Annotated in this window: 17 protein-coding genes; 15 read left to right on the top strand and 2 right to left on the bottom strand. The window is 73.6% G+C overall.

Annotated features, from left to right (window positions below; genetic code table 11):
• The first annotated feature begins 166 nt into the window (after positions 1-166).
• From rnc to smc, 5 genes are all read left to right on the top strand, one after another.
• Positions 167-1,009, top strand: a complete 843-nt coding sequence (gene rnc / locus FKD65_RS12130; RefSeq protein WP_141577596.1) for a ribonuclease III — start codon at positions 167-169, stop codon at positions 1,007-1,009.
• Positions 1,002-1,895 carry a bifunctional DNA-formamidopyrimidine glycosylase/DNA-(apurinic or apyrimidinic site) lyase gene (gene mutM, locus FKD65_RS12125; protein ID WP_141577594.1) on the top strand — a complete coding sequence of 298 codons (894 nt, stop codon included), beginning with the start codon at positions 1,002-1,004 and terminating at the stop codon, positions 1,893-1,895. Before rnc ends, mutM begins: the two co-directional genes overlap by 8 nt.
• A 19-nt stretch (positions 1,896-1,914) precedes the next feature.
• Positions 1,915-2,244 carry an acylphosphatase gene (locus tag FKD65_RS12120; protein ID WP_141577592.1) on the top strand — a complete coding sequence of 110 codons (330 nt, stop codon included), beginning with the start codon at positions 1,915-1,917 and terminating at the stop codon, positions 2,242-2,244.
• A gap of 178 nt (positions 2,245-2,422) precedes the next feature.
• Complete coding sequence (locus FKD65_RS12115; protein WP_141577590.1) at positions 2,423-2,620, top strand: hypothetical protein; 198 nt, start codon at positions 2,423-2,425, stop codon at positions 2,618-2,620.
• A gap of 519 nt (positions 2,621-3,139) precedes the next feature.
• Positions 3,140-6,802 (top strand): chromosome segregation protein SMC, encoded by a 3,663-nt coding sequence (gene smc / locus FKD65_RS12110; RefSeq protein ID WP_141577588.1) that lies wholly within the window; start codon positions 3,140-3,142, stop codon positions 6,800-6,802.
• 22 nt (positions 6,803-6,824) lie between these two features.
• Here smc and FKD65_RS12105 read toward each other — a convergent pair whose 3' ends face one another.
• A complete protein-coding gene (locus FKD65_RS12105; protein WP_141577586.1) occupies positions 6,825-7,805 on the bottom strand; it encodes a helix-turn-helix domain-containing protein in 981 nt (326 codons plus the stop codon).
• 206 nt (positions 7,806-8,011) lie between these two features.
• Here FKD65_RS12105 and FKD65_RS12100 point away from each other — a divergent pair, with 206 nt between their 5' ends.
• Complete coding sequence (locus tag FKD65_RS12100; RefSeq protein ID WP_141577584.1) at positions 8,012-9,262, top strand: sensor histidine kinase; 1,251 nt, start codon at positions 8,012-8,014, stop codon at positions 9,260-9,262.
• On the top strand, positions 9,262-9,963 hold the full coding sequence (locus FKD65_RS12095; protein ID WP_168221016.1) for a response regulator transcription factor: 702 nt from the start codon (positions 9,262-9,264) through the stop codon (positions 9,961-9,963). The genes FKD65_RS12100 and FKD65_RS12095 overlap by 1 nt, the downstream gene beginning before the upstream one ends.
• A gap of 127 nt (positions 9,964-10,090) precedes the next feature.
• On the opposite strand, the gene FKD65_RS12090 is transcribed toward FKD65_RS12095, so the two are convergent.
• Positions 10,091-10,636, bottom strand: coding sequence for a hypothetical protein (locus FKD65_RS12090; protein WP_141577582.1), 546 nt, complete (start codon positions 10,634-10,636; stop codon positions 10,091-10,093).
• 832 nt (positions 10,637-11,468) lie between these two features.
• Between FKD65_RS12090 and FKD65_RS44155 the strand changes: the two genes are divergently transcribed.
• The 8 genes from FKD65_RS44155 (at position 11,469) to ffh (ending at position 21,308) form a co-directional block, all read left to right on the top strand.
• A complete protein-coding gene (locus FKD65_RS44155; protein ID WP_168221015.1) occupies positions 11,469-11,906 on the top strand; it encodes a globin domain-containing protein in 438 nt (145 codons plus the stop codon).
• A 3-nt stretch (positions 11,907-11,909) separates the two neighbouring features.
• A complete protein-coding gene (locus FKD65_RS12080) occupies positions 11,910-13,061 on the top strand; it encodes a globin domain-containing protein (protein WP_141577578.1) in 1,152 nt (383 codons plus the stop codon).
• Between the two features lie 5 nt (positions 13,062-13,066).
• The gene (locus tag FKD65_RS12075; RefSeq protein WP_168221014.1) at positions 13,067-13,753 is read left to right on the top strand and encodes a DivIVA domain-containing protein; all 687 of its coding nucleotides are present in this window, start codon (positions 13,067-13,069) and stop codon (positions 13,751-13,753) included.
• Positions 13,754-14,144: 391 nt separating this feature from the next.
• Positions 14,145-15,293 carry a signal recognition particle-docking protein FtsY gene (ftsY, locus tag FKD65_RS12070; protein WP_141577574.1) on the top strand — a complete coding sequence of 383 codons (1,149 nt, stop codon included), beginning with the start codon at positions 14,145-14,147 and terminating at the stop codon, positions 15,291-15,293.
• A 266-nt stretch (positions 15,294-15,559) separates the two neighbouring features.
• Positions 15,560-16,903, top strand: a complete 1,344-nt coding sequence (locus tag FKD65_RS12065) for an ammonium transporter (RefSeq protein WP_141577572.1) — start codon at positions 15,560-15,562, stop codon at positions 16,901-16,903.
• Positions 16,900-17,238 carry a P-II family nitrogen regulator gene (locus FKD65_RS12060; RefSeq protein ID WP_141577570.1) on the top strand — a complete coding sequence of 113 codons (339 nt, stop codon included), beginning with the start codon at positions 16,900-16,902 and terminating at the stop codon, positions 17,236-17,238. The genes FKD65_RS12065 and FKD65_RS12060 overlap by 4 nt, the downstream gene beginning before the upstream one ends.
• An 8-nt stretch (positions 17,239-17,246) precedes the next feature.
• On the top strand, positions 17,247-19,646 hold the full coding sequence (locus FKD65_RS12055) for a [protein-PII] uridylyltransferase (protein WP_141577568.1): 2,400 nt from the start codon (positions 17,247-17,249) through the stop codon (positions 19,644-19,646).
• Positions 19,647-19,733: 87 nt separating this feature from the next.
• A complete protein-coding gene (ffh, locus tag FKD65_RS12050) occupies positions 19,734-21,308 on the top strand; it encodes a signal recognition particle protein (RefSeq protein WP_141577566.1) in 1,575 nt (524 codons plus the stop codon).
• Positions 21,309-21,434: the final 126 nt, after the last annotated feature.

Here is a 21,434-nt window from a genome sequence, read left to right as displayed (position 1 = left end):
GCGGAGATCGCGCCCGGAGCCGTGGTGCACGCCGGGATCAGACCGACCGGCGCGCACCTCGTCTTCGCGGACCCCTCCGGCCGAGCGTCCTCGCCGTCCCGGCCTCCGGCCGCGCGCCGCAGACGCGACCGCGCGCTGCGCGGTGCACGGCCTGCGAGGAGGGCCTGTGAGCGCCAAGAAGAACGAACCCGCGCCGGATCGCGCGGAACTGACCGGCGCGCTCGGCGTCCACGTCGACGACGAGCTTCTCGAACGCGCCCTGACACACCGTTCCTACGCCTACGAGAACGGCGGCCTGCCCACCAACGAGCGCCTGGAGTTCCTCGGCGACTCGGTGCTCGGGCTCGTCGTCACCGACACGCTGTTCCGCGGCCATCCCGACCTGCCCGAGGGCCAGCTCGCGAAGCTGCGCGCCGCCGTGGTCAACATGCGCGCCCTCGCCGGCGTGGCCCGAGGCCTCGGTGTGGGCGCCCACATCCGGCTCGGCCGCGGCGAGGAGGGCACCGGGGGCCGCGACAAGGCCTCGATCCTCGCCGACACGCTGGAGGCGCTGATCGGCGCCGTGTACCTCGACCGGGGGCTGGAGGAGGCGTCCGCCCTGGTGCACCGGCTCTTCGACGCGCTGATCAAGCGCTCGGCCGGCCTCGGCGCCGGCCTGGACTGGAAGACCTCGCTGCAGGAGCTCACCGCCGTCGAGGACCTCGGCGTCCCCGAGTACCACGTCGCAGAGAGCGGCCCCGACCACCAGAAGACGTTCCGCGCCTCCGTGCGGGTCGGCGGGCAGACCTACGGGGCAGGGGAGGGCCGCAGCAAGAAGGAGGCCGAGCAGCACGCCGCCGAGGCCGCCTGGAACGCCATCCGGGAGATCGTCGTCCAGCGCGAGGCCGAGGCGCAGGGGGAGGCGGTGGCGCAGGCGGGGGCACAGGCGCAGGCAGCGGCGCAGGCGGAGCCTGAGCAGGGCGGAGACCCGGCCAGGGACGCCGGGCAGGCGGCGCAGGCCGGTGCCTGAGCTTCCCGAGGTCGAGGTCGTCCGGCGCGGCCTGGAGAGCTGGACGAGCGGGCGCACCGTCGCGTCCGCCGAGGTCCTCCATCCGAGATCCGTGCGCAGGCACGAGGCGGGGCCCGCCGACTTCGCCGGGCGCCTCGCGGGGCGCACCGTGCTGGCCCCTCGGCGGCGCGGGAAGTACCTGTGGATCCCGCTCCAGGCCGAGGAGGGCGGCGCCCCCGGCGAGGCGGTGCTCGCGCACCTCGGCATGAGCGGGCAGCTGCTCGTCGGCGAGCCCGACCGGGAGCGCGAGAAGCACCTGCGGGTCCGCGTCGAGTTCGAGGACAAGGGCCTCGACCTCCGCTTCGTCGACCAGCGGACGTTCGGGCACCTCATGGTCGCCGACCTCGTCCCCGACGCCTTCGACGCCCGGGCGCTCGTCCCCGCGCCGATCGCGCACATCGCGGCCGACCCGCTGGAGGACGCCTTCGACGCGGAGGCCTTCTACCGCGCCCTGCGCCGCCGCAAGACCGGCATCAAGCGGGCCCTCCTCGACCAGTCCCTCATCAGCGGGGTCGGCAACATCTACGCCGACGAGGCGCTGTGGCGCGCCAGGCTGCACTGGGCGCGCCCGACCGAGACGATGACCCGGGCGGAGGCCGAACGCGTCCTGGAGGCCGCGCGAGAGGTCATGGGGGCCGCCCTGGCGGTCGGCGGGACCTCCTTCGACAGCCTCTACGTGAACGTCAACGGCGAGAGCGGCTACTTCGAGCGGTCCCTGGACGCATACGGCAGGCGGGACGAGCCGTGCCGCCGCTGCGGCTCCCCGATCCGCCGCGACGAGTTCATGAACCGCTCGTCCTACAGCTGCCCGGTGTGCCAACCCCGCCCCAGGCGGGCACGGTACTAGCGGCGCCGAGGGGGGAGCGATGAACGTGGACGCCGAGCACGAGGGCGGGAACGACGACGAGACCGTGCGGCTCACGGCGTGGGTGCGCGGGCGCGTCCAGGGCGTCGGGTTCCGCTGGTGGGTGAGGTCGCGGGCGCTCGAACTGGGCCTGGACGGCAGCGCCACCAACCTGCGCGACGGCCGAGTCGAGGTCGTCGCCGAGGGGCCGCGCCACGGCTGCCGGCGGCTCCTGGAGATGCTGGACGGCGACGTGCCCGGCGGCGTTCCGGGACGTCCCGGCGCCGTGACCGGCGTCGCCGACCGCTGGAGCGCGCCCCGCGGCGAGGCCGCCGGGTTCCACGAACGGTGACCGGGTAGGGAGTACCGGTTTGTACCTGCTAAACTAGGAGTGGAAGGTTGTTACTGGCCTGTGATGTGCGCCTTGACCGGCGCAGGGGCCGGTGCGACTCTAGACGGTACGCGCACCGACTTCAGCAGTTTCTCGTGCGCGATCCCTGCTGGTTACTCAGCGTGGAGGACCCTTAGTCATGGCGAAGGCTCTACTCGGCCACGTCGGCGGTCCCGACCCCCGGATGGTCGCGGAGATGCGGCGCCTTCAGCAGCGCGTACGTGACCTGGAGGCCGAGCTCGTACGGCTCCAGGCGGAGAACGACGCGCTTGCGACGGCGACGGACGACGAAGTGATGTCGCTGCCGGTGAAGGAACGCGAACCGGCTCTTACTTGATTGCTTTTTTCTCCTCCTTCGGGCCTGGCGGCCCTCCATCGTCGTACAAAGCGGGCGATCGCTGGCATCGCTTCGGCTCGCCTTGGCGGCTCGCTGCGCGATCAGGTTCTCGCAAGCTCGAACCTGCCTTCGGACGCGATCGCAACCGTTGGGCTTGTCGCGTGGTTGCGCCGGTGGTTGGAGGTAGTTGCAGTAGACGGTTGCCGTCGTCGCGCATGGCTCACCCGGCTCGGTGCTTGATCGAGCTGTGTGGGCCTGAAGTTGTGCCGTGATGCGATCCCGGTCGTTGCCGGGGTGGCTGAGTTGGGGGCGGCGGTCGGTTCTCGCTATTGCGCGTGACTCGCTGGGGGCGCGGATTCGCTCGTGCTGGCGGGGTGCAGTCATCGGCTCCGTTTTTCTTCGGGACCTTCCTGGGGCGCGCCGCCCTGGGTGACTGGGCGTGTGCCGTGCTCTGGGGGTGTGCTGCCGGTATCGTTCGACCGATGTTCTTCGTGTGGATACCGGGGGGACGGCTGGCGCGTGTATCTGAAGAACCTGACGCTGCGCGGCTTCAAGTCCTTCGCGTCCTCCACGACGCTCAAGTTCGAGCCGGGGATCACCGCCGTCGTGGGGCCCAACGGGTCCGGCAAGTCCAATGTCGTGGACGCGCTGGCCTGGGTTATGGGGGAGCAGGGCGCCAAGTCGCTGCGCGGCGGCAAGATGGAGGACGTCATCTTCGCCGGGACGGCCAGCCGGGCGCCGCTCGGGCGGGCCGAGGTCGTGCTGACGATCGACAACTCCGACGGCGCGCTGCCGATCGACTACAGCGAGGTCACGATCAGCCGGCTGATGTTCCGGTCGGGATCGAGCGAGTACGCGATCAACGGCGACTCGTGCCGGCTGCTGGACATCCAGGAGCTGCTGTCGGACTCCGGCATCGGCCGCGAGATGCACGTGATCATCGGGCAGGGGCAGCTCGACCGCGTCCTGCACTCGGGGCCGGAGGGGCGCCGCGCGGTGATCGAGGAGGCCGCGGGCGTCCTCAAGCACCGCAAGCGCAAGGAGAAGGCCCTCCGCAAGCTGGACGCGATGCAGGGCAACCTCACGCGCGTGCAAGACCTCACGGGTGAGCTGCGGCGGCAGCTGAAGCCGCTCGGCAGGCAGGCCGAGATCGCGCGCCGGGCAGCCGTCATCCAGGCCGGCCTGCGGGACGCCCGGCTGCGGCTGCTCGCCGACGACCTGGTGACGCTGCGGACGAAGCTGGAGCAGGAGGCCGCCGACGAGGCCGCCATCCGGGAGCGGCGCACCGAGACCGAGCGGGCGCTGGCCGAGGCGCAGGAGCGCGAGGCCGTCCTGGAGGCCGAGGAGGCGGAGCAGGCGCCGAAGCTCGCGCAGGTCCAGGACACCTGGTTCCAGCTGTCGGCGCTGAAGGAGCGGCTGCGGGGCGTCGCCGACCTCGCCGGCGAGCGGCACCGCAACGCCGCCGAGGCGCGCGAGGAGGAGCGGCGCGGCCGCGACCCCGAGGACATGGAGCGCGAGGCCGCCGAGATCCGCGAGCAGGAGGAGATGCTCCGCGAAGCCCTCGACGAGGCGCGCGACGGCCTGTCCCACGCCGTCGACGAGCGGGCGGCGGCCGAGGAGGCCCTCGCCGCCGAGGAGCGCCGCCTGCAGTCCGCCGCGCGCGCCGCCGCCGACCGCCGCGAGGAGCTGGCCCGGCTGCGCGGCCGGGTGGAGGCGCTGCGCAGCAAGGCGCAGGCCGGGCGGTCGGAGATCGGGCGGCTCGCGCAGGCGCGGGAGGAGGCCGGGCAGCGCGCCGAGTCCGCGCAGGCCGAGTTCGAGGCGTTCGAGGCCGAGGTCGTCGAGGACCCGGCGCTCGCCGCCGAGCACGAGACCGCGCAAGCGGCGCTCGCCGCCGCCAAGGACGCCGCCGAGTCGGCCCGCGCCGCCGTGGACGGCCCGCGCCGCGCGCTGAAGGAGGCCCGGGCGGCCGCCGGGGCGGCGCGCACCGCCGACCAGGCGGCGCAGAAGCAGGTCGCGGCGCTCCAGGCGCGGATCGAGGCCCTGAACCTGACGCTCGCCAGCGCCGCCGACGGCGGGGAGGCGCTGCTGTCGGCGGCCTCCGACGGCTCGCTCGACGGGGTGCTCGGCACGGTCGCCTCGCTGCTGAACGTCCGGTCCGGATACCAGACCGCCATCGCCGCCGCGCTCGGCAACGCCGCCGAGGCCATCGCGGTCGGGTCCCTGGACACCGCCGAGGCCGCCCTCGCCCTCCTGCGCTCCCGCGACGCCGGACGCGCCGGGCTGGTCGTCGGGGGCGGCGTGCCGGCGCGGGCCGAGCGGGTCGCCGGGGCCGACTACGCGGTCGACGCGGTCACCGTCCCGGACGCCGTGCGTCCCGCGTTCGAGCACCTGCTGCGCGACGTGGTCGTGGCCGACGACGTCCCTGCCGCGGTCGCGCTCGTGCGCGGGGAGCCGTCGCTCCGGGCCGTCACGCGGGACGGGGAGCTCGTCGGGGCGCACTGGGCGCAGGGCGGCGGCGCGGGCGGCGGGCAGAGCCTGCTGCAGATGCGCGCGACACTCGACCAGGCCACCGAGGACCTCGCCGCGGCCGAGACGGCCGCGGCCGCCGCCGCGGACGGCCTCGCCGGGGTGGTGGAGCGCGAGCACGCCGCCCAGACCGCGGTCGAGGCGGCCGAGGCCGCCGCCGGTGAGGCCCGGGCCGGGGTCGACCACGCGCAGGCCGAACTCGACCGCGTCCGCGCGCGGCTGCGGGAGTACGACGCGCAGGCCGCGCAGGAGGCCAAGCGCGCCGCGCGCCTGGAGGCGGGCGTCCGGGCCGCGCAAGGGGAGGCCGAACGGCTCACCAAGGCCCTCGACGCGGCCGGGGAGTCCCTCGAACGCGACACCGAGGCGGCCGAGGAGCTCGCGGTCCGGCTCGCCGAGGCGGAGGAGGCCGCCGAGGTCGCCGACGAGGCCGGGCACGACACCGAGGCCCGCGACGAGCTGAACGCCCGCTGCCAGGAGCTGCGCAGCGTGGAGATGGAGGCGCGGCTCTCGGTCCGCACCGCCGAGGAGCGCGTCCAGGCCATCTCCGGACGCGCCGACGCGCTCGAACGCGGAGCCCGCCGCGAGCGCGAGGAGCGCGCCCGCGCCGCCCACCGCCGCGCCCGCCGCGAGGAGCAGGCCAGGGTTGCCAAGGCCGTCCTGCGGGGCGCGCGGACGACGCTGGAGCGCATCGAGCACTCCCTCGCCGCCGCCGTGCGGCGCCGCGAGGCGGCCGAGCAGGCCAAGGCGGCGCGCGAGGCCGAGCTGAAGGTCGTCCGCGGGCAGGTGCGGGAGCTCTCCTCCACGCTCGAACGCCTCGTCAACGTCGTGCACGGCAACGAGGTCGCCCGCGCCGAGCAGAGGCTGCGGCTGGAGCAGTACGAGCAGCGGGCCCTGGAGGAGTTCGGCCTGGAGGTCGAGGCGCTGGTGTCGGAGTACGGGCCCGACCAGCCCGTCCCCGCCGACCCGGAGAAGGGCGAGGACGCGCCGCCCGCCCCGTACGAGCGGGCCGTCCAGGAGAAGCGCGCCAAAGTCGCCGAGCGGCAGCTCAACCAGCTCGGCAAGGTCAACCCGCTCGCCCTGGAGGAGTTCGCGGCCCTGGAGGAGCGGCACGCTTTCCTCACCTCCCAGCTGGAGGACCTGAAGAAGACGCAGCGCGAGCTGCTCGGCCTGGTCAAGGAGGTCGACGAGCGCGTCCAGCAGGTCTTCGCCGCCGCCTACGACGACACCGCCCGCGAGTTCGAGCGGATCTTCGCCCGGCTGTTCCCCGGCGGTGAGGGCAGCCTCTCGCTGACCGAGCCGGACGACATGCTCGCCACGGGCGTCGAGGTCTCGGCCCGCCCGCCCGGCAAGAAGGTCAAGCGGCTGTCGCTGCTGTCGGGCGGCGAGCGGTCCCTCGTCGCCATCGCCTTCCTCGTCGCCGTGTTCAAGGCCCGCCCGTCCCCGTTCTACGTGCTGGACGAGGTCGAGGCCGCGCTCGACGACACCAACACCCAGCGGCTCATCACGGTCTTCGAGGAGCTGCGCGAGTCGTCCCAGCTGATCGTCATCACGCATCAGAAGCGCACCATGGAGGGCGCGGACGCGCTCTACGGCGTCAGCATGCGCGGCGACGGCGTCACCCAGGTCGTCAGCCAGCGCCTGCGCGACCTCGACTGACGCGCCGACCGCGCGGGGCCGGCTACGGCGCCGCGGCGGGCGCGAAGAGGTAGCCGCGCACGGCGGTGCGGCCGCACGCGGCTTGGACCGCCTCCAGCTCGCCGCTCTCCCCGGTGTCGACGCTCACGCACATGCCGTCGCCGCGCGTCGCCTCGGGGACGATGCGGAACAGCGACCTGCCCGCCGGCGTCAGCACGAACCGCTGCCGGGGATCCTTCCCGCACCTGTTCATGTGCAGCGGGGAGCGCTCGGCGCGGGCGTCGAGCGTGACGCACCACAGCGCGTCGTCCATCGTGTAGGCCTTCAGCTGGAACGTCCCAGAAGAGGCCGGGACGGGGGCGAGCCGGATCCGCTGGAGCCGGTCCTGCGCCACGCACCTGTCCTGCGCCAGCTGCGGCTTCAGGCGGTCGTCCGGCATGATCGAAAGGCAGTTGCCGGAGCGCTCCTCGCCGGGCAGCGGCATGACCGTGTACCAGCCGGGCAGGGGCGGCACGGACTCTCCGGGAGGGGAGGGCACGGCCCCTCCCGCCGGGGGCGGCGCGGGCTCGCCGGAGGCCCCCGGCCGCGGGTGCGGCTCCGCTCCGCCGCCGAACACCCCCGGCAGCGTCGACACCACCACGCCGAGCGTGATGACGACCGGCGCGGCCACCAGCAGGGACAGCCTGCGCCGGCCGCCCGGCCCGCTTCGGGACGTCCCGTGTCGCCCGGGACGCGGCGGTGGCGCGGCGGCGGCCAGGTTCAGCTCCATCGCCGGAAGCTCGGCGGTCCACGGGTCGTCGCCCTCGGCGGGGCCGCGAACGCGGTCGTAGGCCCGCAGCCAGCGCTCGCGCTCGTCCGGGGCGAGGCCGCAGGCGGTGACGAAGGCGGCGACCAGCTCCCGGCCGGGCGGGGCGCCTGCGCCGCGGAGCGCCTCGATTCCGGACGGGTCGGCCGCACCGTCCGCGCGCATGCGCTCCTCGACCTCGGAAAGGGACAGGCCGGCCCACTGCCGCAGACCGTGCATCAGGTCGAGGAAATCGACGGGGCCGCGAGCCGCATCCGGCCGCGGGACCGCTCTCGGAGCCTGCACCGGCGTCCTCCCGGGAACACTTGTTCTCGTGGGCATCGTAGCGATCTCCCCGTTCGGAATGGCTAATGTTCCCTCTGTGGTCTTTGACCAGATCCATGGCGCCATGAGTTCGGCGCCCGTCAACTGGAGGACTCCCCGCGATGCCGCGCTCCGGTGAACCGGCTCTGCCCGCTTTGCAGCGTCCAGTGGAGAGCAGGGTCGGTGCCGCGTTCGTCCTTCTGATGCAGCTGCGCGTCCTCGTCATCGGGGTGACCGTGCTCGTGGACGGGCAGGTGCGCGGCGACCCGTGGGCGATCGGCGTGCTCGTCCTCGCGGCCGTGGTCTCCGGCGTGGTGCTGGCGGGCTGGGAGAAGGTCGTGCTGCGGCTGTTCGAGCAGCCCGCGCTGCTGGCCTTCGACGTGCTCCTGGGTTACGCCGTGCTGGCGGTGGGCGGGATCTTCGGCCCCTACTTCCTCGTGACGGTGGTGACGGCCGGTCTCGCCGGGCTGCTGTACCGGTGGCCCGTCGCCGCGCTGCTCTGCGCGCAGCAGGCCGTCCTGTACTACACGGCGCTCTACCGCAACGCGTCCTCCGAGGACGGCGCCGCCGTGTCGCTGCTCGTCACCCTGCCCGTCTTCTACGGGGTGGCGGCGCTCGTCGGCACGGTGCTGCGCCGCCTGTTCGACGAGCACGCCGCCGCCGAGGAGTCGCGCTGGCGGGCCGAGGCGGTGGCGATGGCCGCCGAGGAGCGGACCCGGCTGGCCCGCGACATGCACGACTCGCTGACCGCGACGCTCTCCGGCATCGCGCTGTCGGCCAACGGCCTGCCGGCCTGGGTCCGCAAGTCCCCCGACCGGGCCGAGGCGGAGGCGCGGCGCATCGCCGCGGCCGCCCAGGTCGCCGCCCGCGAGGCGCGCTCGCTCATCACGGAGCTGCGCGAGGACGCCGCCGGTGTCCCGCTGGGGGACGCCCTGCGGGAGCTGGCGGGGGAGTGGGAGGCGCGCACCGGCGTCCCGGTACGGGTGGACGCCGGGCCGGGCGCGGACCTCGCCGCGGCCGCGCGGCGCGAGATGGTCACGATCGCGCGGGAGGCCTTGGAGAACGTGCGGCGGCACGCGCACGCGTCCGCCGTCGAGATCGTCGCCGAGATCGTGGACGGCGAACTGGAGGTGCGGGTGCGGGACGACGGTGCGGGCATGGCCGGACGGCCGGACGATCCCCGCCGACTGGACTCGCTCGCCGAGGGCGGCCACTATGGGCTCGTCGGCATGCACGAGCGGGCCGCGCGGGCGGGCGGCCGGCTGGCGGTGCGTTCCGCCCCGGGAGGCGGCACCGAGATCGCGGCCACCATGCCTATGGCGGGTGCGGCCGCAGACGCCGAGTCCGCACGGGTCCCGCCCGGGAGCCGGTGATGGACGAGCCTGTGGGAGACGAGACCGTGCCGGACGAGCCCGGCGGCTACCGCGTCATGGTCGTGGACGACAACCCCTTCATCCGCGCGGGCCTCACCTCCGCGCTGGAGGGCACCGACGACATCGAGGTGGTGGGCGAGGCGGGCGACGGCATCGAGGCCGAGGAGATGGCGCGGCGGCTCGTGCCCGACGTGGTCCTGCTCGACGTCCGGATGCCGCGCGCCGACGGGGTGAGCGCCGCCGCCGCGCTGAGCCGGACCAGCCGCGTGATCATGCTCTCCCAGGTGGAGGAGCCCGAGGTGGTGCTGGCCGCCGTCCGCAACGGCGCCGTCGGCTACCTGGTGCACAACACCTTCACGGTGGACGAGCTCGCGGCGGCGATCCGGGACACCGTCCGGCACCGGGCCCACCCCCTCTCGCAAGCGGCCGGCGCCGCGCTCATCGACGCCGTGCGGACGCGGCCCCCCGCGGCGCGCGCGGCCGATCCCGCCGAGCAGCGTGCGCGTTTCGGCCTTTCCTCGCGCGAGGCCGAGGTCATGGATCTGATCGTGCGCGGCCATGCGAACCACGACATCGCGGCCAAGCTATTTCTGACCGAGAAGACCGTCAAGAACTACATCAACCGCATTTACGCGAAACTCGGCGCACCGAACCGGGCCACGGCCATCGTGACCTGGCTCGGGCTGCCTCCCGGGGGCTGAGCTGCGCCTCCGCGGTTGGGGTCCCCGGCCGTCACCCCTAGGGCCCTAGGGCCCTAGGGGCTCCGCCGGCGGCCGCGTAGCGTCTCCGTCGAACGGAGTCCATGAAGGGCCGCCGCGGCGTCCGATGTCATTTCACGATCTGCCAGAGCCCCTCATGGCGGCGCAAGGTGAACTCGCTCTGGAGGGTGCTCTCCGACATGGTCCCGCTCGTCCAGTGCAGGGCGGAGAAAGGGATGACCGCCTTCCCTCCCGCCAGCCGGCCGCCCCGCACGCTCACGGTCCGGAGCGCCTGCCGCTCCCGCGGCCGGAGCCAGTGCGGCGTGTTGCGCACGCCGGCGGGGCAGTCGCCGCGCAGCGCGGGGCCGCGGACGAAGGCGCCGCCCTGCGCCACGTACCGGCACACCGCCGGGTTCCCGTCGGCCTGGCCGCGCAGGAACGCCTGGAGCGCGGCCCGCGCGCCCTCGATCCCCTCCGGGGCGCCCGGGTCGGAGTTCTGCGCGGTCTCCGAGGGCGACGGGGACGGCGACCCGGCCGCTTCGCCGGCGCCGTCCCCGCCGCCGCGGCCCGCGCCTCCGGCGTTTTCGCCGCCGCAGCCCGCCGTGAGGAGCGCCGCCGCGAGTGCCGCGGCGGCGAGCGCGCCGCCGGCGGCGCGGGCATCGGAACGGTGAGTCATGACGTGCCCTCCTCGGGCCGGGGACGCCGATCCCCTGTCCGGACACCGCCTTTTCAGGGTGATCAGGCGGACAGCCGGAAGATTAACGCCTTGACCGGAGATCGGCCAGGGTTCACGCGAACGTCCGGGCAGGAAACTGGACACTTGTCCGGGCGCCTTCCGCCTTGAAGTCGTACTTTAGCGAGCGCGCCCTGAATCTATTGTGATCGGAAAAGGGATAGCTCGGTCGCGTGGGTGGGCCGAATGGGTGCCTGTCGGTAAGGCGGGCCGCCCGATGAGAAGAAGAGATCGATGGCGGGCGGGCGTTCTCGGGCGGCGCGTGCTCGCGATGTCGATTATCCGGCTGGGCCTTCCGGGCCCGATCACCGGACCCGGCGGCCCGCCGCCTCCGGTGCGGTCGGCGGGCCCGGCGGGGCGCCGAGGGCCTCGCCGAAGCCGCAGGAAATCGTCCGGCGGCGAGGTCGAGAGGCGGGCCGGGATGCCGCGGACACAGGGGCGCGCGGCACCCCGGCACCCCGGCCCCCCGAGTCCCGCGCGGCGCGAAGAGGGCCGGTTCTCCATCGGCGTGATGCGTGTCACATATTTCTTGGAACGTGACATCACCCCACCGTTCGCATTTCGGGCGGGGCGGCGGATCTCACCCCCGGTCTCTTCCCCTGCCGTATCGCCGATTGGCGGCTTCGCATCCGCGCCGGTGACGCGTAATCGGCGGGGATCTGCGTACACCGACCGTGATGACCCGGCGACGCTGGCGGGCTTGTGTGCCCCGGGCCCATCCACTACCCATATGCACTGCGGTTCTCCGGCTCCCTCATCGGACTCCCCTCGTCCGGTGCCGAGAACCGCCGGAGAGGTGCTGCTCGTGGATCCGCAGAAACTCAAAGACAATTTCGCCCTCGTCGCGGCGAACGGCCTGGACGTCGCCGAATATTTCTACGCCGACCTTTTCGCGCGGGAACCGGGGCTCAGGTCGATGTTCCCGGCGGGGATGGCCAAGCAGCACGAGGTGCTGCTGGCGGCGCTGTCCCAGATCGTCTCGACGGTGGACGACCCCGAGGCGCTCGTCCCCTTCCTCACCGACCTCGGACACCGCCACCACGGCTTCGGCGTCGTCGCCGAGCACTACGCCCCCGTCGGCGCCAGCCTGCTCGCCACCCTCGCCTACTTCAGCGGCCCGGCGTGGAGCCCCGAACTCGAGCGCGACTGGACGGCCGCCTACGGCGTCGTCGCCAAGGTCATGACGGAGGCCGCGGCGGAGCCCGTCGCCTGATCCGTGGACGCCCAGCGACTCAAGGACAGCTTCGCGCAGGTCGCCGAGCAGGGCGACGCGGTCGCGCTGTTCTTCTACTCCGACCTCTTCGTGCGCAATCCCCACCTGCGCGACATGTTCCCGATCGGGATGAGCGGCCAGCGCGACAAGCTGCTGCGCGCGCTCGGCCACATCGTCTCCCAGGTGGACGACCTGGCCAACCTCGTCCCGTTCCTGCAGCAGCTCGGCCGTGACCACCGCCGGTTCGGCATCGTCGCGGAGCACTACCCGCACGTCGGGGCCAGCCTCCTGACCACCCTGCGGCACTATTCCGGCCAGTCCTGGAGCCACGATCTGGAGAGCGACTGGAACGCCGCCTACAGCCTCGTCGCCAAGGTCATGCTTGAGGCAGCCGACGAGAACGCCCTCAGCGCGCCCGCCTGGTGGAACGGCCAGGTCGTCGCCGTCGAGCGGCGGCGCTTCGACATCAGCGTCCTGCGCGTCCAGCCCGACCGGCCCCTTCCGTACGCGCCGGGCCAGTCCGTGGCGCTGGAGGTGCCGTCCAGGCTGCGGCACTGGCGGTACTACTCGATGGCGAACGCGCCGCGCCCCGATCACACCGTCGACTTCCACGTCCGGCTGGTGGACGGCGGGCCCGTGAGCCCCGTGCTGGTGCGCGCCACCCAGACCGGCGACCGCGTCCGCATGGGAGCCCCCATCGGCACGCTCACGCTGGACGAGAGCTCCCCGCGCGACGTCCTGCTCGTCGCGGGCAGCACCGGCCTCGCGCCGCTCAAGGCGATCCTGGAGCAGCTCTCCCGCCGCGACGTCCCGCCGCGCGTGCACCTGTTCTTCGGCGCCCGCAGCCGCGACGGCCTCTACGACCTGGAGGACCTGACCAAGCTGGCGGGCGAGTTCCCGTGGCTGACCGTCGTCCCGGCCGTGTCGGACGAGCCCGGCGGGCACGGGTTCTCCTCGCTGCTCCAGTCGGGGGACGACGGCGTCGAGCACGGCAACCTGTCCGACGTGGTCGCGAGGCGCGGCCCATGGGACGGTCACGACGCCTACGTGTGCGGGCCGTCCGTCATGGTCGGGCACACCGTCGAGCAGCTGACGCGGCTCGGCGTCCCCCGTGACCGCATCCGCCTCGAAACCTTCGCCGACGCACAGAGGTGAGAGCGTTGAACTCCCCGAACCTTCCGGTCGTGTCCGAGGGCTCGCGGTTGACCCCGGGCGAGCTCCACTCGGTGGTGTTCGCCCGGGCCGCCCTCGGGCGCCGCGGTTACGACGAGGAGCAGGTCCGCAACTTCCTGCAGTACGTGGAGCGGGAACTCGTCAAGATCTTCACCGACAAGGCCGCACTCGCCGACGAGGTCAACCGGCTGCGCGCCCAGGCGTCCTCGGGCGGCCGCGGCGTGATGGCCCCCGAGGACGCCCACTTCCAGGCCGTCCGCATCCTGTCGCAGGCCCAGCAGACCGCCGACCTGTACGTGGCGGACGCCGAGCGCTACACCAGGGAGCTGGCACACGAGGCGAGGCTGCACCGGGAGGCGATCCTGTCCGACGCCAAGGGGCGCGCGGAGCAGATGCTGGAGGAGGCCCACCGCAAGGCCGCGGCCGTGGCCGATGCGGCCGTCCGCGCGGCCGAGGCGAAACCCGCGGCCGCCTCCGCGCCCGCACCCGCCGCCGGCCAGGGCGTCGCCCTTCCTGACGGGGAGCGCCTCGCCCTGGAGCGCGAGATCGCCTACCTGCGCACCTACAGCGACGTCTACCGCACCCACCTGCGCTCCTACCTGGAGGCCCTCCTGCGCAACGTGGACGAGTGGGAGTCCTCCGAGCGGGCATCCCTCCCGGGGGACAACACCTGAGCGAAGCGAACCGGGGGGTGTGGGGGGTCGTCCCCCCACGGGGATAGTGCCTGAGCGAAGCGAACCGGGGGGTGTGGGGGGTCGTGCCCCCACGGGGATAGTGCCTGAGCGAAGCGAAGCGGGAGGGTGTGGGGGGTCGTGCCCCCACGGGGATAGTGCCTGAGCGAAGCGAACCCGGGGCGGCGTCCTCCACGGGGTAGTGCCTGAGAGGTGCGAACCGGGGGTGTGGGGGTCGTCCCCACAGGGATGGGATGATCTACCGTTCCGGTCGCGGGCACCGGGGTGTCCGGCGTCCCGCGCGGTTGCGCGCCCGGCCGGGCTCGCCGCATGATCGGCGGGCCCGGCGCAGCGTGTCCGCGCGGGGGTGCTCGTCTGGAAAACTGGGGGCGTTATGGAATATGTGATCGTCATCGCCGCGCTGGCCGTGCTCGCGCTGATCATCGGCGGCGTCACGCTGCTGCGCCCGCGCCGGACCCGTCCGCCCGTGGAGCGCCCCTCGGAACGCACCGGCGGCGCCACCGCCGCCGACGTCGCGGAGGCTGGCGCCCCCACGATCGAGAAGGCGCCGCCGACCGAGGTCCCGCCGCCGCGGCCCACGGTCGAGATCGAGAAGCCGCCGCCCGGCGCGGGGCGGCTCGTGCGGCTGCGCGCGAGGCTCGCCCGCTCCCAGAACGCCTTCGGCAAGACCCTCCTGGTGCTGCTGTCGCGCGACACGCTCGACGAGGACGCCTGGGAGGAGATCGAGGACACCCTGATCGCCGCCGACATGGGCACGTCGGTGGCCCGGCAGGTCACCGACGACCTGCGGACGCGCGTCCAGGTCCTCGGCACGCGCAGCCCGGAGGAGGTCCGGGAGATGCTCAAGCAGGAGCTGATCAAGCAGATCGGCCCGGACATCGACCGCTCCCTGCACACCGAGGCCCACGGCGACCGCCCCGCCGTGCTCATGGTCGTCGGCGTGAACGGCACCGGCAAGACCACCACGTGCGGCAAGCTCGGGCGCGTCCTCGTCGGCGACGGCAACACGGTCCTGCTGGGCGCCGCCGACACCTTCCGCGCCGCCGCCGCCGACCAGCTGGAGACGTGGGGGACGCGGGTGGGCGCCCAGGTCGTCCGCAAGGACGAGGGCGCCGACCCCGCCAGCGTCGCCTTCGACGCCGTCAAGCAGGGCATCGAGACCAAGGTCAACGTGGTGATCGTCGACACGGCGGGCCGGCTGCACACCAAGACCGGGCTGATGGACGAGCTCGGCAAGGTCAAGCGGGTGGTGGAGAAGCAGGCCACGGTCGACGAGGTCCTGCTCGTCCTCGACGCGACGACCGGCCAGAACGGCATGCAGCAGGCCCGCGTCTTCGCCGAGGTCGTCAACATCACCGGCGTGGTCCTCACCAAGCTGGACGGCACCGCCAAGGGCGGCATCGTCGTCCAGGTGCAGCGCGAGCTCGGCGTCCCGGTGAAGCTGGTCGGGCTGGGGGAGGGGCCGGACGACCTCGCGCCGTTCGAGCCCGAGGCGTTCGTGGACGCGATCCTCGGCGACTGATCGGGCTCCCGGCCCGGAGCCGGCTCGGGTGTCCGATCCGGTTTTCGGCACCGGGCACGGTCCGCGAACGGCCTGATCCGGCCATGCGAACCCCTTGATCCGGCCCGAAAACCGGCTGAATACGGCATGTGAGGATTTGGAAACAGAGGTGAAACACGCCGCGGACGGTTTTCACACCGCGGAAACTTAGTGGCATACCGGGCGAAACGGCCGCGCCCGAGTCTCTGAGCATTCGAGGTTCCTGGCGAGGAGGGACACGCTCAGAGATGAAGATCGATAGCGGTAGTACCGCCTGGATGTTGACGAGCACCGCGCTCGTCCTGCTGATGACACCGGGCCTGGCCTTCTTCTACGGAGGCATGAGCCGGGCCAAGAGCGTGCTCAACATGATGATGATGAGCTTCGTCAGCATCGCCGTGGTGGGCATGGCGTGGGTCGTCTACGGCTACTCCCTGACGTTCGGCGACGGCGGGCCCCTCAGCTCGTTCATCGGCGGATTCGGCGACTGGGGCCTCGTCGGCCTGGAGAACGCGGCCACGGCCGACGACGGGACGGGCATCCCGCAGCTGGTCTTCGTGGCGTTCCAGGCGACGTTCGCCATCATCACCGTCGCGCTGATCAGCGGCGCGGTCGCGGACCGTGCCAAATTCGGGGCGTGGGTGGTGTTCAGCCTGGTCTGGGCGACGCTGGTCTACTTCCCGATCGCCCACTGGGTCTGGTGGTCCGACGGCCAGGACGGCGGCAAGTCCGGCTGGCTGTTCGACCTCGGCGCGCTCGACTTCGCGGGCGGGACGGTCGTCCACATCAACGCCGGCGTCGCGGCGCTCGCACTGGTACTGGTGCTCGGCAAGCGCAAGGGCTGGCCGAAGGAGCCGATGCGGCCGCACAACCTGCCGTTCGTCCTGCTGGGCGCCGGTCTGCTGTGGTTCGGCTGGTTCGGCTTCAACGCCGGGTCCGCGCTGTCGGCCGGCTCCACCGCGGCGGTCGCGTTCATCAACACGCTCGTCGCGACCTGCGCCGCGGCGTTCGCCTGGATCGTCGTCGAGAAACTGCGCGACGGCTCGTCCACGACCCTCGGCATCGCCTCCGGCGTGGTGGCCGGCCTGGTGGCCATCACCCCGGCCTGCGCGTTCATCACCCCGCTCGGCGCCCTCGTCCTCGGCCTGATCGCCGGCGCGGTGTGCGCGTTCGCGGTCGGCCTGAAGTACAAGCTCGGCTACGACGACTCGCTCGACGTCGTCGGCGTCCACATGGTCGGCGGCATCGTCGGCGCCCTGCTGATCGGGTTCCTGGCGACCACCGCCGTCAACGACGCCGGCGCCGACGGGCTGTTCGCGGGCGGCGGGCTCGCGCTGCTCGGCAAGCAGGCCGTCGCCGTCCTGGCGACGCTGGCCTACTCCTTCGTCGTCACCTACGTGATCGCGAAGGTGATCGACCTGGTGATGGGCTTCCGGATCAGCGAGGACGACGAGGCCGCCGGCATCGACAGCACGGCGCACGCGGAGACCGCCTACGACTTCGGCACCATCCGCGCGGGCATCGGTTCCGGGGCGACCGCGGCGGCGCCCGCCCCGCCCGCCCCGGTGAAGAAGGTGGAGGCGAAGGGATGAAGCTCATCACGGCGGTCATCAAGCCGTTCAAGCTGGACGAGGTCAAGAAGGCCCTGGAGGCCTTCGGGGTCAAGGGGATGACCGTCAGCGAGGCCAGCGGCTACGGGCGGCAGAAGGGCCACACGGAGGTCTACCGGGGCGCCGAGTACCAGGTCGACCTGGTGCCCAAGCTGCGCGTCGAGGTCCTGGTCGACGCCGAGGACGCCGACGACATCATCGACGTGATCGTCAAGGCGGCGCGCACCGACAAGATCGGCGACGGGAAGGTGTGGGCCGTGCCGGTCGACACCGTCGTCCGGGTCCGCACCGGCGAGACCGGACCGGAAGCCCTCTAGGGACCACGGTGACCCTCGCCCACCCGCCGGCCGGAGACCGGGCCCAGGGGCCCGCTCCGGCCGGCGGCGCGGCCGGCCAGGAGGCCGCCCGCGCCGCCCTGGCCACCGCCCGCGCCGCCCGCGCAGCGGCCCTGGACCGCTGGCTGGCCTCCCTCCTGGCCACCGCCCCGCCCCACACGCCTCCACCGCATGAGCCGGAGGGGGTGGCGCTCGTCGCGGTGGGCAGCCACGCGCGGCGGGAGCTGACGCCCGGCGGCGACCTCGACCTCGTCCTGCTGCACCGCGGGCTGTCCGGTGTCGCCGCGATCGCCGACCGCGTCTGGTACCCGGTGTGGGACTCCGGGCTGCGGCTCGACCACTCCGTCCGCACCGTCGCCGAGGCCCGGACCGTGGCGCGCGGCGACATGAAGGCCGCCCTCGGCCTGCTGTCGGCCCGCCGCGTCGCCGGTGACCACGCCCTGGTCGACGAGCTGCGCGCCGCGGTCCTCGCGGACTGGCGCGCCGACGCCCCCGTCCGGCTGGCCGAACTGTCGCAGATGTGCCGCGAGCGCTGGGAGGCCCAGGGTGAGCTGGCGTTCCTGCTCGAACCCGACCTGAAAGAGGCCCGCGGCGGGCTGCGGGACGTCCACGTCATGCACGCCGTCGCCGCGTCCTGGGTGGCCTCCGCCCCGGACGCCCGCGTACGCGCCGCACACGACCTGCTCCTCGACATCCGCCACGCGCTCCACGAGGTCACCGGACGCTCCACCGACCGGCTCGTCCTCCAGGAGCAGGCGGCCGTGGCGCGCACCCTCGGGCTCCTGGACGCCGACGTGCTGCAACGCTCGATCGCCGAGGCCGCCCGCACGATCACCTACGGGGCGTCCCACCTGTGGCGCCGCGTCGACAACTTCACCAGGGCCGCCCACCGGCAGCCGCCCGGCGCCCCCAAGGGGACGGGCCGGCGCGGCGTGGAGCGCAGACCGGTCGGGGACGGAGCGGTCGAGCATGAGGGCGAGGTCGTCCTCGCGCGCAACGCCGACCTGAGCGACCCGGCCCTCGTCCTGCGCGTCGCCGCGGCCGCCGCCCAGACGGGCCTGCCGCTCGGCCCCGCCACGGTCGCCCGGCTCGCCGAACGCGCCGCCCTTCCGCGCGTCCCCTGGCCCGCCGAGGCCCGCGACGCGCTCGTCTCCCTGCTCGGCGCCGGGCCCGCCGCCATCGCGGTCTGGGAGGCCCTCGACCAGGCCGGGCTGGTCGTCCGGCTGCTGCCCGACTGGGAACGCGTCCGCAACCGCCCGCAGCGCAACCCCGTCCACCGCTTCACCGTCGACCGCCACCTCGTCGAGACCGCCGCGGGCGCCGCCGCCCTGACCCGCGACGTGGCCCGTCCCGACCTGCTCCTGGTCGGGGCCCTCCTGCACGACATCGGCAAGGGCTGGCCGGGCGACCACTCCACGAGCGGAGCGGTCGTCGCCCGCGACATCGGCGCCCGCCTCGGCTTCCCGGAGGAGGACGTCCGCGTCCTGGAGACCGTCGTCCGCCACCACCTGCTGCTCCCGGAGACCGCGACCCGCCGCGACATCGACGACCCGGTGACCGTCCAGAAGGTCACCGCCGCCGTGTCCGAGGTGCCCGGCCGCGAGCGCGAGGTGCTCGACCTCCTCGCCGCCCTCGCCGTCGCCGACGGCGGCGCCACCGGGCCGGCGGCCTGGGGCGGCTGGAAGGCGGGCCTCGTCGCCGAACTCGCCCGCCGCGCCGGCGCCGCGCTCTCCGGCGGCACGCCCCCGCCCGCTCCCGCGCTCGCCTCCGACCACCTCGCCCTGGCGCGCCACGACGGCGCCGCCGTCCGGGTGGCCGGCTCCCGGATCACGATCGCCGCCCCGGACCGGCCGGGCCTGCTGTGGCGCGCCGCCGGCGTCCTCGCCCTGCACCGCCTGGCCGTGAAGACCGCGCGGGTGGTCTCCTCCCCGTCGGTCTCGGGCGAGGCCGCCCCGTCCGCCCAGACGGCGGTGCTGGACTTCACCGCCGTCCCCGAGTACGGGACGCCGCCGGATCCGGCGGGCCTGGAGGCGGACCTGCGGCGGATGCTGGCCGGGCGCCTCGACGTGGCCGAGCGGCTCGAACGGCGGGCGCGGTCGGTCCGGGTCCGGCCCGGGACCGCCGCGCCGCCGCCCCGCGTCATGATCGTGGACGACGCGTCCCGGACCGCCACCGTCGTCGAGGTCAGGGCGCACGACCGTCCCGGCCTGCTCTGGCGGGTCGGGCAGGCGCTCGGGTCTTGCGGCCTCCAGGTCCGCGCGGCCCAGGTGGACACGCTCGGCGCCGAGGCCGTGGACGTCTTCTACGTGGTGGACGCCCAGGGCCGTCCACTGGACGACTCCGGGGCGCTGGACGCCGTCCGCGACCGGGTCCTCGAAACCCTCCACTGACCGGATCAGCGGAGGGGGCGGGGCTCGCCCGGCGACCCGATACGCTGATAGGCGATCCCAGAAGCTTTCCAAGGACGGTCCAGACACGTGTTCGAGACGCTCTCCGACCGGCTGACAACGGTCTTCTCGTCGCTGCGCAGCAAGGGCCGGCTCTCCGAGGCCGACATCGACGCGACCGCGCGCGAGATCCGGATCGCCCTGCTCGAGGCCGATGTCGCACTCCCCGTGGTCAAGGCCTTCATCGCGCAGATCAAGGAGCGGGCGCGCGGCTCGGAGGTCTCGCAGGCGCTGAACCCGGCGCAGCAGGTCGTCAAGATCGTCAACGAGGAGCTCATCACCATCCTCGGCGGCGAGACCCGGCGGATCCGGCTGGCCAAGACCCCACCCACCGTGATCATGCTCGCGGGCCTCCAGGGCGCCGGCAAGACGACCCTCGCCGGCAAGCTCGCCCGCTGGCTGAAGCAGGAGGGCCACACGCCGATGCTGGTGGCGGCCGACCTCCAGCGTCCGAACGCCGTCCAGCAGCTGCAGGTCGTCGGCGAGCGGGCCGGGGTGCCGGTGTTCGCCCCCGAGCCGGGCAGCGGCGTCGGCGACCCCGTCGACGTGGCCCGCCGCTCTCTCGACCAGGCCAGGCACGCCCAGCACGACGTCGTCGTCATCGACACCGCCGGCCGCCTCGGCATCGACGCCGAGATGATGCAGCAGGCCATCGACATCCGCGACGCCGTCCACCCCGACGACATCCTGTTCGTCGTCGACGCCATGGTCGGCCAGGACGCGGTCAACACCGCCCAGGCGTTCATGGACGGCGTGGGCTTCGACGGCGTCGTCCTCACCAAGCTCGACGGCGACGCCCGCGGCGGCGCGGCGCTGTCGGTCCGGCACATCACCGGACGCCCGATCATGTTCGCCTCGACGGGCGAGAAGCTCGAGGACTTCAGCGTCTTCCACCCGGACCGCATGGCGGGCCGGATCCTCGACATGGGCGACATCCTCACCCTGATCGAGCAGGCCGAGCAGGCGTTCGACGCCGAGCAGGCCGAGAAGATGTCCACCAAGTTCGCCTCGGGCGAGGACTTCACCCTCGAGGACTTCCTCGAGCAGATGATGATGATCCGCAAGCTCGGCCCGATCGGGAACCTGCTCGGGATGATGCCCGGCATGGGCCAGGTCCGCGACCAGATCAGCCAGATCGACGACCGGGACCTGGACCGCATCGCCGCGATCATCCGCTCGATGACCCCGCAGGAGCGCGCCCAGCCGAAGATCATCAACGGCTCGCGGCGGGCCCGCATCGCCAAGGGCTCCGGCGTCGGCGTCGGCGAGGTCAGCAGCCTGGTCACCCGGTTCTTCGACGCGCAGAAGATGATGCGGCAGATGGCCGGCGGCATGGGCCTGCCCGGCATGCCCGGCGGCCGCCGCAAGGCGACCAAGGCGGCGAAGGCGGCCAAGAACAAGAAGGGCAAGCAGCGCAGCGGCGACCCCCGCAAGCGCGCCGCCGGCAAGGGGCCGCAGGAGCAGTCGCCCGCGGCCGAGGGCATGCCGAAGGGCCTCCCGCCCGGCCTCGGCGGCGGCACCCTCCCGCCGGGCCTCGGCGGCCAGCTCCCGCCCGGCTTCCAGATGCCCGACCTGAACAAGCTCCAGGGCCGCAAGAAGAAGTGACCCGCCCCGCGTCCCCCCCTCGCCATAAGGCGAGCACCGGGGACGCGGACGGACGTCCCCCGAAGCGTCAGACCACCGGCGGCGGGGGCGCGGTCGACGGATTGTGCGAGGTGTCGTACGGCTGAC

The organism is Actinomadura sp. WMMA1423, from assembly GCF_006547145.1.
Classification (GTDB): Bacteria; Actinomycetota; Actinomycetes; order Streptosporangiales; family Streptosporangiaceae; genus Spirillospora.
This window is presented reverse-complemented; position numbering and strand designations above follow the sequence as displayed.

Bases quoted from the DNA above. Each gene is read 5' to 3' on its own strand.
- FKD65_RS12060 (WP_141577570.1), top strand. From the start codon at position 16,900: ATGAAGCTCATCACGGCGGTCATCAAGCCGTTCAAGCTGGACGAGGTC.
- FKD65_RS12095 (WP_168221016.1), top strand. From the start codon at position 9,262: ATGGACGAGCCTGTGGGAGACGAGACCGTGCCGGACGAGCCCGGCGGC.
- ftsY (WP_141577574.1), top strand. From the start codon at position 14,145: ATGGAATATGTGATCGTCATCGCCGCGCTGGCCGTGCTCGCGCTGATC.
- FKD65_RS12065 (WP_141577572.1), top strand. From the start codon at position 15,560: ATGAAGATCGATAGCGGTAGTACCGCCTGGATGTTGACGAGCACCGCG.
- FKD65_RS12115 (WP_141577590.1), top strand. From the start codon at position 2,423: ATGGCGAAGGCTCTACTCGGCCACGTCGGCGGTCCCGACCCCCGGATG.
- FKD65_RS12120 (WP_141577592.1), top strand. From the start codon at position 1,915: ATGAACGTGGACGCCGAGCACGAGGGCGGGAACGACGACGAGACCGTG.
- FKD65_RS12090 (WP_141577582.1), bottom strand. From the start codon at position 10,636: ATGACTCACCGTTCCGATGCCCGCGCCGCCGGCGGCGCGCTCGCCGCC.
- FKD65_RS12105 (WP_141577586.1), bottom strand. From the start codon at position 7,805: ATGCACGGTCTGCGGCAGTGGGCCGGCCTGTCCCTTTCCGAGGTCGAG.
- FKD65_RS12100 (WP_141577584.1), top strand. From the start codon at position 8,012: ATGCCGCGCTCCGGTGAACCGGCTCTGCCCGCTTTGCAGCGTCCAGTG.